This is a genomic window from Chromobacterium sp. Beijing, assembly GCF_021496765.1.
GTDB lineage: Bacteria > Pseudomonadota > Gammaproteobacteria > Burkholderiales > Chromobacteriaceae > Chromobacterium.
This window is the reverse complement of record NZ_CP053750.1, coordinates 2848111-2857553: the sequence shown is the minus strand read 5'-3', so window position 1 is coordinate 2857553 and position 9443 is coordinate 2848111. Positions and strand designations below refer to the sequence as shown.

The following is a 9443-nucleotide window of genomic DNA, read 5'->3' as shown; positions in this document are numbered from 1 at the left end:
GTGCCCAAAACTAAGGGAAATGGAGAGAACAATGACTCAATTCGCACCCCGCGGCCTGGCCTTGCTGGCCTTGTCCGCCCCCTGCTGTTTCCCGGTGTCGCGCAAGCGCTGGATTTTCACGGCTACGCCCGCCTGGGCGCCGGCGGATCGGACGGCGGCGGCAAACAGAGCTGCTTCCAGCTGGCCGGCGCCGAAACCAAGTACCGGCTCGGCAACGAATGCGAGCAGTACGCCGAACTGGAACTGGGCCAGCAGCTGTTCCAGGCCGACAACGGCAGCAAGCTCAGCGTGGTGGGCATGGCCAGCCTGTACAACCGCAACGGCCATTCGCTGACTTTCCAGGGCGACAACGGCAATGTCCGGCTACCGCAGGCCTACGCCAAATGGAGCGACATCCCGCAGCTGAACGGCGCCACGCTGTGGGCCGGCCGGCGCTACTACAAGCGTCACGACGTGCATATCGCCGACTTTTATTTCTGGAACCCCAGCGGCACCGGCTTCGGCCTGGAGGATTTCAAGCTGGGCCAAGCGCTCAAGCTCAGCTACGCCTTCTCGCGCAACGACAATTGGTGGCAGGCGGACCAGGCCAATAAGCATGATCTGCAATTGGGCGGCATCGCCGTCAATCCCGGCGGCGAACTGAGCCTGGGCCTCAGCTACATCCAGCGCGCCGGACAGGTGGCGGGCGCGAACAGCGGCTGGTCGCTCAGCGCGCTGCACGAGCAAAAAGGCGTGTTGGGCGGCCGCAATCTGTTCTCGCTGCAATACGGGGTGGGACCGGGCACCGGCCTGGGCGGCACCGGCAGCCTCGTCAGCGACAGCGGCGCGCGCCGCAGCCGCCTGGTGGAGGCGCTGGACTGGCAGGCCACGCGCGAGTTCGGCGGCCAGCTGATGCTGGCCTGGCAGCGCGACGCGCGGCCGGACGGCGGGCAGACCTGGTGGTCGGCCGGCGCGCGGCCGGTCTACGCCTTCGGCGAGCGCTTCAAGCTGGCGGCCGAGCTGGGTTTCGACCGGGTCAAGGCCGCCGACGGACAGGTCCGCACCCTGAGCAAGTTCACCATCGCGCCGACGCTGGCGCTGGACAAGGCGTTCTGGAGCCGGCCGGAACTGCGCTTCTTCTACACCTACGCGCGCTGGAACCGCGCCGCCCAGCAGGCGGCCGCGCCCGGCTCGACGCTGGCCGAAGGCGGCGCCTTCGGCAACGCGCTCAGCGGCTCCACCTTCGGGGTGCAGCTGGAGCATTGGTGGTGAGCGGCGTTTGAGCGCAAGGGGGCGGACCATCAAATTTTTTGAACGTCTCGCCCGGATAATTGATCTGTCGATCCCGTCCGGCGGCTGTTAGATTGCCTGTCTGACGCTAGACGGGAGGGACTATGCCGGACATCAACGCTCTTTTTCGGGCCCGCGTCGGCTGGGACGCGCAGCGGCCGCTGGCTTTCGAGGACATCGACGCCTTGCTGCGCGAGACGGCCTTGAGCCTGCCGTTTGAAAACCTGAGCCTGTTCCAGGGCGGGCCCGAGCCCATCAGCGAGCACAGCCTGCTGGAAAAAATCGCGCTGCGCGACGAAGGCGGCCTGTGTTACGAACTCAATCCTTTGCTTTATCTCTTCCTGCGCCGCAACGGCCTGGAAGCCAGCCTGATCCGCGCGACGATCTTCGATGAAGACAGCCAGGACTGGTTGCCGCTGGGCGGCACCCATGTCGCCATTCTGCTGTGGCATCAAGGCCAGGGCTATCTGCTGGATTGCGGCTACGGCCTCAAGCAGCCGCTGCGCATGGTGCCGCTGTGCGGCGAAGTGGCGCGCTCCGCCAACGGCGACTACCGAGTGGCCTGGCCGGCCGGCGCCGGCTTCGCGCAACTGGAGCGGCGGCCGCCGGGGGAGGGCGAGAGCTGGCGCATCGCCTACGGTTTCGATCTGGACGACGAGATCGCCGATTGCGGCGCGCTGAGCGAGATCCAGCGCCGCATCGCCGAGGATCCGCGCTCGCCGTTCAACAAGAGCCGGCTGATGGCCCTGCTGACCGCCGAAGGCAGCCGGGTGCTGACCGAGGACGCGCTGACCGAGACCCGCAACGGCAGGCAATGCCGGCTGACACTGGCGCCGGGCGAGTTCGAGACCTTCCGCCGGCTGTTCACCCGGCGCTTTAGCGCGTCGCCGGGCTGAGCGGCGAGGGCTTGCCGCCCGCGCCGGGACAGGTACACTGAGGCCCTGATCCATTGCCGGGAGTTTCGCCGCCATGTCCGCCCTGTTTCGCTCCGTCCGCCGGTTCGCGCCGGCGCGCATGCTGCTGGCCCGTCCGCGGCTGGTGATCGCCGCCGCCGTCGGCCTGCTGACCGTGCTGGCGCTGCCCTGGCTGTTGCCGATGCGGGAGATCACCCGCTACATCGTCGGCTGGAACGCCGGCGCCGCGCTCTATCTGGCGCTGGTGGCCTGGATGATGTTCAGCGAGGGCCGTCAGCACATCCGCCATTGGGCCAGGCTGGAGGACGAGGGGCAGACGCTGGTGATGACGCTGGCCGTTTTGGCGGCGCTGGCCAGCCTGGCCGCCATCGTGCTGGAGCTGGCGGCGGTCAAGGACCTGCACGGCTGGCCGCGCGCCGTCCACGTCGCGCTGGCCATCCTGACCATTTTTTCCTCCTGGGCCTTTATTCACGTGATGTTCGCGCTGCATTACGCGCGCGCCTACTACGCCGCCCACGCGCGCGGCCTGGCGCCGGGCCTGGAGTTTCCCGGCAAGGAGGAGCCGGATTACGGCGACTTCCTCTATTTCGCCTGCATCATAGGCACGTCCGGACAGACGGCCGACGTCAGCTACACCACCAGCGCCATGCGCAAGGTGGGCACGCTGCATTGCGTGCTGTCCTTCTTTTTCAACGCCACGGTGTTGGCCTTGATGATCAATATCGCCGCCGGCCTGATCTGATGCCGGCGCGCAGCGAGACCCCATGTTGAATGCTTTGAAATTATTGCTCTTGTTCGGCCTGACCGCGGTGGCGGAAATCGTCGGCTGTTACTTGCCCTGGCTGTGGCTGCGCAAGGAGGGGCCGTGGTGGCTGTTGCTGCCGGCGGCGCTGGCCTTGACGCTCTTCGTCTGGTTGCTCAGCCTGCATCCGGCGGCGGCGGGCCGGGTCTATGCCGCCTACGGCGGCGTCTACGTGGCGGTGGCGCTGTTGTGGCTGTGGCTGGTGGACGGCGTGCGGCCCAGTGTTTGGGACATGGCCGGCGCGGCGGTGGCCTTGTGCGGGATGGCCATCATCATGCTGGCGCCGCGGCCGGTCTGAGAACGGATTGTCTATCCGCCGCGTGGCGAGACGACATGAAAAAACCGGGCTTGGGCCCGGTTTTTTTTGACGGCGGCGCGGCTCAGGCGGCCGGCGGCAGGGTGTCGGCGAAGGACGGCCGCGTCATCAGCCGCTCCAGCAGGCTGGCCAGATTGGGATGGCTGTCGCGCCAGTCTATTTCCGGGAAGCGGAAATCCAGATAGCCCAGGCAGGCGCCGACGGCGATATCGGCCAGGCTGTAGCTCACGCCGTTGCACCATTGGCGGTCGGCCAGATCGGCGGCGAGCGCGGCCAGGCCGCGGTCTATCTTGCCGCGTTGGCGCGCGATCGCTTCCGGCATCTGCTTGTCGTCCGGGCGCCGTTTTTCCAGCACGATGGCCACCGCGGCGTCGACGATGCCGTCGGCCAGCGCTTCCCAGCGGCGGGTGGCGATCAGCAGGCGGTTTTCCTGCGGCAGGATGCGCGACACCGGGGAGATATTGTCCAGATACTCGGCGATGACGCGCGAGTCGTACAGCGTCGAGCCGTCATCCAGTTCCAGAACCGGCACCTTGCCCAGAGGATTGTAGTCGCCGACGCGGGTATCCGCGTTCCACGGCACGTCCTCCTCCAGCGGGCAGTCTATTTTCTTTTCGGCCAGCACGATGCGCACCTTGCGGGCGTAGGGGCTGGTCAACGAGGCGATCAGTTTCATGTTTCGGGTCGTTCTGGATGATGGCTGGCGAAGTGCTCGCCGGACGCGAGGCCTGGCGAGCGACTACTTTAGCGCAATGCCGTGGCGGCTGGAAGGCTTACTTCAACTCCACCTTGCCGCTGACTTGCAGTTGCAGTTGCGATTGTCCTGGCTGCAGGTCCGGTTGGGCCACTTCCGCGTTGGCTGCCATGCCGGCGGCCTTCATCATCATCGGCGGGCGGAAGATGGGCGACTGGCTGCCTATGTCCAGTTCCTTGATATTGCTGACGTTTTTGCCAATCGCCTTGGCGGCGATCTTGGCCTGGGCTTCCAGATTGGCGATGGCCTCCGGCAGCATGCTCTGCTCGGCTTCCTTGCGCGCCTGGTCGGACACGCTGAATTGCAGTCCTTGCAGCAACAGGTTCTGTTGCAGTTTGGCCATCAGTTCGGCGGCCTGGGTGAAGTCGCGGCTCTTCAGCTGGATTTCCACCCGGCCTTGCCAGCCCTGAATCTTGCCGTTTTTGTCGTAATTGGGCCAGGTGTTGTAGCCGCCGCTGGACAGCTGCACCTTGGAGTAGTTGCGGCCCAGCGCAATGCCCTGGGCGGCGGCCTTGTTAAGCCTATCGGCCAGCACCGCCGGCTGGGCGTTGCTCATTTGCTGGTAGAAGGTGGCGCTGATCTGGTCGTTGGCCACTTCGCGCTGCGCGCTGGCGGACAGATTGAGCTGGGTGCTTTCGGCCAGCGCCGGGGCGGCGCTGACGGCGAACAGGGTTCCGAGGCTGGCAAGCAAGAGAGTTGGTTTGTTCATGTGTCGATTCCCATGACATTGTTGTCTTGATCGGAAAAGTCCGATTTGCAGTGTGTAGGCCCATCATGCCCGAGAAAAGTTTCCGACGGCATACTGCCCTTCGGCCAGTTCTATCCGGTTGCGGCCGTTGCGCTTGGCCCGGTAGAGCTGGCCGTCCGCGGCGCGGAACAGGCTGGAGAGGCCGTCGTAAGGCTGCTGGCTGGTGCTGGCCACCCCGATGCTGACGCTGACGCGCAAGGGCGGGCGGCGGCGGCCGGTTGCGGCCGCAGCGCGTCCACCGCGCGCAGGATGCGTTGCGCGGCCGCGTGCGCGTCCTCCAGGCCGGTGCGCGGCAGCAGCATCACGAACTCCTCGCCGCCGTAACGGCCGACGATGTCGTCGCGGCCCGCCTCCGCGCGCAGGCAGGCGGCCAGTTGCTGCAGCACCAGGTCGCCGCACTGGTGGCCGTAGCGGTCGTTGATGCTTTTGAAGTGGTCCACGTCCAAGAGCAGCAGCGCCAGCGGCTTGCGCTCGCGCCAGGCGCGGCGGCAGGCGGCCTCGGCCAGTTCGCGGAAGCGGCGCTGGTTGAGCAGATTGGTCAGGCCGTCGTGGCTGGCCTGGTGCTGGGTCCGCTCCAGCGCGCGCTCGTAGCAGATGTACAGCGCGCACAGGATGAAGCTGAAGCTGAGCCAGTGCATGCCCAGCGAACTGAGCATGGTGAAGCGCATCGCGTCGGCGTCGTAGACCTCGCCGGCCCAGCCGGCGTGGACGATGCGCGCCAGCGCCAGCAAGGCGTACAGCAGGCAGACCGTCAGCGCCATCTTGCGGCCGGCGCCGCCGATGCGGGAATGTCCGGGCCACAGCTCGCGCGCGGCCAGCAGCCAGGCGATCAGATAAACCAGGCAGACCGCGGCGGTGCGGCGTCCCATATCGGCCGGGCCGGCCAGTATATAGGCGCTCATGCCGGCGGCCGCCAGCAACAGGCTTTGCCAGACGCGCGGACGCTTGCCGTTCAGATGGCGGATGCCGCAGAGCGCGACGGGATGGAACAGCATCCACAGCAGATTGTTGAACACCAGTTGCGGCCACGGCGGCAGGCCGATGGGCAAGAGGCTGAACACGCCGCCCAGGCTGACGCAGACGCCGGCCGCGCAGAAATACAGAAAGGCCCGCTCGTCGCGGTTGCGCAGCCAGAACATCGTGATGACGGCGGTCAGCACCAGGCCGTAACCGGTGGTGCTGAGCACGGTGGCCTGGAAGTCGAGGATGCTTTGCATGTAGGAGTCTGTTCAAAGTCCGCTGCGCGCGTTGAAAGCTCGCGCGGCGAGCGCGGCGCCCTGTGTCGCGGGCGGGCGCCAGAGCTTGAACAGGCTCCGAGGCGGGCGCGCTTTGCAAGGTGAATTATGACAAGCGGCCCATCATAGGGCCCTTGTCCATGCTCTTCAATCCGCAAAGCTACGCAGCCGGGCTGACAAATCCCGACAATGAGGCCGCCGGGATTCATTTGTCCTGTCAGGCCAGGTATTCGTATCCCGGCAGCGTCAGGAACTCGACGAAATCGTCCGAGGTGGTCAGCAGATCGAACATCGCCGCCGCGTCGTCGTACTGGCGGGTCCAGCGCGCGCCGTACTCGGCCTTGAGCTTGGCCGTCTCCGCCGCGTGCAGCTGGCGGAACAGCTCGACGGTGACTTTGCGGCCATCGTCCAGCACGCCCTTGGGGCTGCGCATCCATTGCCAGATCTGAGAGCGGGAGATCTCGGCGGTGGCGGCGTCTTCCATCAGATTGTGGATGGGCACGCAGCCGTTGCCGGAAATCCAGGCGCCCAGGTACTGGATGCCGACATTGATGTTCATCGCCAGCCCGGCTTCGGTGATCGGCGCTTCCGGCTGGAAGTTGAGCAAGTCGGCGGCGCCGACCTGAACGTCCGGCCGCTGCTTGGCGATCTGGTTGGGCGCGTCGCCCAGCACCTTGCCGAAGGCCTCGGCGGCGATGGGCACCAGGCCGGGGTGGGCCACCCAGCCGCCGTCGTAGCCGTCGGCGGCGTCGCGTTCCTTGTCCGCCCGGACGCCGGCCAGCGCCTTCTCGTTGGCCTCCGGATCGTTCTTGATCGGAATCAGCGCCGCCATGCCGCCTATCGCCGGCGCCGCGCGGCGATGGCAGGTTTTCAGCAGCAGCAGCGCGTAGGCGCGCATGAAGGGCACCGTCATGGTGATCTGGGCGCGGTTGGCCAGGCAGAAGTCGCGGTTCTGGCGGAATTTCTTGATGCAGCTGAAGATGTAGTCCCAGCGGCCGGCGTTGAGGCCGGCGCTGTGCTCGCGCAATTCGTACAGGATTTCGTCCATTTCGAAGGCGGCGAGTATGGTTTCGATCAGCACCGTGGCCTTGATCGTGCCCTGGGGGATGGACAGCTCCTGTTGGGCGAAGACGAACACCTCGTTCCACAGCCGCGCTTCCAGATGGCTTTCCATCTTGGGCAGGTAGTAATAAGTGGCGCTGCCCGAGCCGCGCAAGAATTCGATGTTGTGGAAGAAGGACAGGGCGAAGTCGAACAGCGCGCCGGAGACGATGTCGCCGTCCACCTTGACGTGCTTTTCCATCAAATGCCAGCCGCGCGGCCGCAGCAGCAAGGTGGCGGTGTCGGCGTTGAGCCGGTATTGCTTGCCGTCCGGGTTGGCGAAGGAAATGGTCTTGCGGTAGGCGTCGCGGACATTGATCTGGCCGTTGATCTGGTTGTCCCAGCTCGGGCAGTTGGAGTCCTCGAAGTCCGCCATGAAGCTCTTGGCGCCGGAATTGAGCGCGTTGATCATCATCTTGCGGTCCACCGGGCCGGTGATTTCCACGCGGCGGTCCAGCAAGTCGTCCGGCAGCGGAGCGATCTTCCAGTCGCCGGCGCGGACGGCGGCGGTGTCGGGCAGGAAGTTCGGCAGCTTGCCGGCGTCCAGTTCCGCCTGGCGCGCGGCGCGGGCGGCCATCAGCTCGCGGCGGCGCGGCTCGAAGCGGCGGTGCAGCTTGGCGACGAAGGCCAGCGCGTCGTGGCTGAGGATGTCGGCGTAGGCCGGGGTGAGCGTAGCGAGGATTTCCATCCCCTGGGGAAGCGCGGCTGCCATGCTGGGACTCCTTTGCATCGTTGGACGGGGCGGCGAGCGGACGCGCCGGGACGGGCGGCGCCCGCGTCCGGACCTGGGACAGTGAAACGGGACCTGGCTAGTCTATCTAGGCAAAGCGTAAAAAAAAATGCATATATAGACATATCATCTTTTACTTTTTGTTAGCTAATCGTGGGGCGGCCCGGATGTTGAAACAATTGGAGACCTTTGTCGCCGTGGTGTCGCAGGGCAGTTTGTCGGCCGCCGCGCGCCAGGAGGGCGTGGTGCCGGCCATCATCGGCCGGCGTATTGACGCGCTGGAGGAGAGGCTGGGCGTCAAGCTGCTGACCCGCAGCACGCGCAGCCTGGCGCTCACTCAGGAGGGAGCGGCCTTTTTCGAAGACTGTCAGCGCATCCTCGCCGACCTGGAGGACGCCGAAGCGGCGGTGGCTTCCGGCAGCGGCCGCGCGCGCGGCCATCTGCGGGTGTCGGCGCCGGCCGGCTTCGGCCGCAAGCATGTGGCGCCGCACATCGCCGGTTTCCAGCTACGCCATCCGGACGTCAAGGTGACGCTGGATCTGTCGGACCGGCTGGTGGATCTGCAGCGCGACCGCATCGATTGCGCGATCCGCATCTCCGACCTGGCCGATTCCTCGCTGGTGGCGATTCGGCTGGCGGAAAACCGCCGCGTGGTGGTGGCGGCGCCGGCCTATCTGGCGCGTCACGGCCTGCCGCGCCGCTTGGAGGATCTGGCCGAGCACAACTGCCTGTCGCTGGGCGAGAGCCAGAGCCGAGGCTGGGCGTTCCGCCGCGACGGCGAGGCGGTGAACCTGCGCGTGAGCGGCCGGCTGGAGTGCAACGACGGCGCGGTGCTGCACGACTGGGCCTTGCAGGGCCTGGGCCTGGCCTGGCGTTCGCTGTGGGAGGTGAAGGACGATTTGTCCGACGGCCGGCTGGTGACGGTGCTGGATGAATTCTCCGCGCCGGATTATCCGGTGTGCGCGGTGGTGCCGCAGCGCCGCCTGCTGCCGGCGCGGGTGCGGCACTTCGTCGACTATTTGCGGTCAGTGTATGCTGACGCGGCTTATTGGAATTGAGGCGATGAAGATGAAAACAGCGATGGCGGCGCTCTTGGCGCTGCTGGCGGCCGGCCCGTCCTGGGCCGGCGCGGGCACGGTGGGACTGAGCTGCCTGCCGTCGGCCGGTGCCGGCGTGGACATGCGCGAGTGGCTGCTGGACCGGCTGGTCTTGAAGGGGGCGGCGGTGGACGAGGCGCGTCCGCAATGGAAGCTGTGCTTCAAGCAAAGCCAGCAGCGCCAGGTGTATTGGCCGGCGGACGGCTGGTACGCCGGCGGCTGGCGCGATTGGCGTTACGGCGGCGGCATGTATTGGTCGCCGGACTATCAGGTGCGCACGGTGCGCACGCTGGCGCTGGAAGTGGTCAACAGCGCCGACGGCGCCGTGCTGTGGCAGGGCCAGCAGGAATTGGGCGACGGCGACAACGGCCGTCAGCAATTGGAGAACGCCGCGCGCAAATTGATAGATTTAATGCCATTGCCATGATTTGTTTTGCGCTATGATGACACGCAGGGTTTGATGGCCGCGGGCTATAT

General features: G+C 66.4%; 9 protein-coding genes and 1 pseudogene. 6 read left to right on the top strand and 4 right to left on the bottom strand.

Annotated features, from left to right (window positions below; all coding sequences use genetic code 11):
- The 4 genes from HQN78_RS13225 to HQN78_RS13210 all read left to right on the top strand — a co-directional run bounded on the left by HQN78_RS13225 (window position 1) and on the right by HQN78_RS13210 (window position 3283).
- Window positions 1-1251 carry a carbohydrate porin gene (locus tag HQN78_RS13225; RefSeq protein WP_235084244.1) on the top strand — a complete coding sequence of 417 codons (1251 nt, stop codon included), beginning with the start codon at window positions 1-3 and terminating at the stop codon, window positions 1249-1251.
- A gap of 122 nt (window positions 1252-1373) precedes the next feature.
- A complete protein-coding gene (locus HQN78_RS13220) occupies window positions 1374-2165 on the top strand; it encodes an arylamine N-acetyltransferase (protein ID WP_107798260.1) in 792 nt (263 codons plus the stop codon).
- 73 nt (window positions 2166-2238) lie between these two features.
- Window positions 2239-2925 (top strand): DUF1345 domain-containing protein, encoded by a 687-nt coding sequence (locus HQN78_RS13215; protein WP_227107074.1) that lies wholly within the window; start codon window positions 2239-2241, stop codon window positions 2923-2925.
- 25 nt (window positions 2926-2950) lie between these two features.
- Window positions 2951-3283: a YnfA family protein gene (locus tag HQN78_RS13210; RefSeq protein ID WP_346774537.1), complete on the top strand. Its 333-nt coding sequence runs from the start codon at window positions 2951-2953 to the stop codon at window positions 3281-3283.
- An 82-nt stretch (window positions 3284-3365) separates the two neighbouring features.
- Here the strand turns inward: HQN78_RS13210 and HQN78_RS13205 are convergent, their stop codons facing one another.
- From HQN78_RS13205 to aceB, 4 genes and pseudogenes are all read right to left on the bottom strand, one after another.
- A complete protein-coding gene (locus HQN78_RS13205; RefSeq protein ID WP_048415078.1) occupies window positions 3366-3977 on the bottom strand; it encodes a glutathione S-transferase in 612 nt (203 codons plus the stop codon).
- Window positions 3978-4074: 97 nt separating this feature from the next.
- The gene (locus tag HQN78_RS13200) at window positions 4075-4764 is read right to left on the bottom strand and encodes an SIMPL domain-containing protein (protein ID WP_107798261.1); all 690 of its coding nucleotides are present in this window, start codon (window positions 4762-4764) and stop codon (window positions 4075-4077) included.
- 63 nt (window positions 4765-4827) lie between these two features.
- A pseudogene (locus tag HQN78_RS25875) lies at window positions 4828-5441 on the bottom strand (GGDEF domain-containing protein).
- An 814-nt stretch (window positions 5442-6255) separates the two neighbouring features.
- Window positions 6256-7851, bottom strand: a complete 1596-nt coding sequence (gene aceB, locus HQN78_RS13190) for a malate synthase A (protein ID WP_235084238.1) — start codon at window positions 7849-7851, stop codon at window positions 6256-6258.
- A 185-nt stretch (window positions 7852-8036) separates the two neighbouring features.
- Between aceB and HQN78_RS13185 the strand changes: the two genes are divergently transcribed.
- Together HQN78_RS13185 and HQN78_RS13180 are read left to right on the top strand one after the other, a co-directional pair.
- A complete protein-coding gene (locus HQN78_RS13185; RefSeq protein ID WP_227107082.1) occupies window positions 8037-8927 on the top strand; it encodes a LysR family transcriptional regulator in 891 nt (296 codons plus the stop codon).
- 4 nt (window positions 8928-8931) lie between these two features.
- The gene (locus HQN78_RS13180) at window positions 8932-9393 is read left to right on the top strand and encodes a DUF4136 domain-containing protein (protein WP_146176568.1); all 462 of its coding nucleotides are present in this window, start codon (window positions 8932-8934) and stop codon (window positions 9391-9393) included.
- Window positions 9394-9443: the final 50 nt, after the last annotated feature.

Bases quoted from the DNA above. Each gene is read 5' to 3' on its own strand.
- HQN78_RS13220 (WP_107798260.1), top strand. From the start codon at position 1,374: ATGCCGGACATCAACGCTCTTTTTCGGGCCCGCGTCGGCTGGGACGCG.
- HQN78_RS13215 (WP_227107074.1), top strand. From the start codon at position 2,239: ATGTCCGCCCTGTTTCGCTCCGTCCGCCGGTTCGCGCCGGCGCGCATG.
- HQN78_RS13205 (WP_048415078.1), bottom strand. From the start codon at position 3,977: ATGAAACTGATCGCCTCGTTGACCAGCCCCTACGCCCGCAAGGTGCGC.
- HQN78_RS13200 (WP_107798261.1), bottom strand. From the start codon at position 4,764: ATGAACAAACCAACTCTCTTGCTTGCCAGCCTCGGAACCCTGTTCGCC.
- aceB (WP_235084238.1), bottom strand. From the start codon at position 7,851: ATGGCAGCCGCGCTTCCCCAGGGGATGGAAATCCTCGCTACGCTCACC.
- HQN78_RS13185 (WP_227107082.1), top strand. From the start codon at position 8,037: ATGTTGAAACAATTGGAGACCTTTGTCGCCGTGGTGTCGCAGGGCAGT.
- HQN78_RS13180 (WP_146176568.1), top strand. From the start codon at position 8,932: ATGAAGATGAAAACAGCGATGGCGGCGCTCTTGGCGCTGCTGGCGGCC.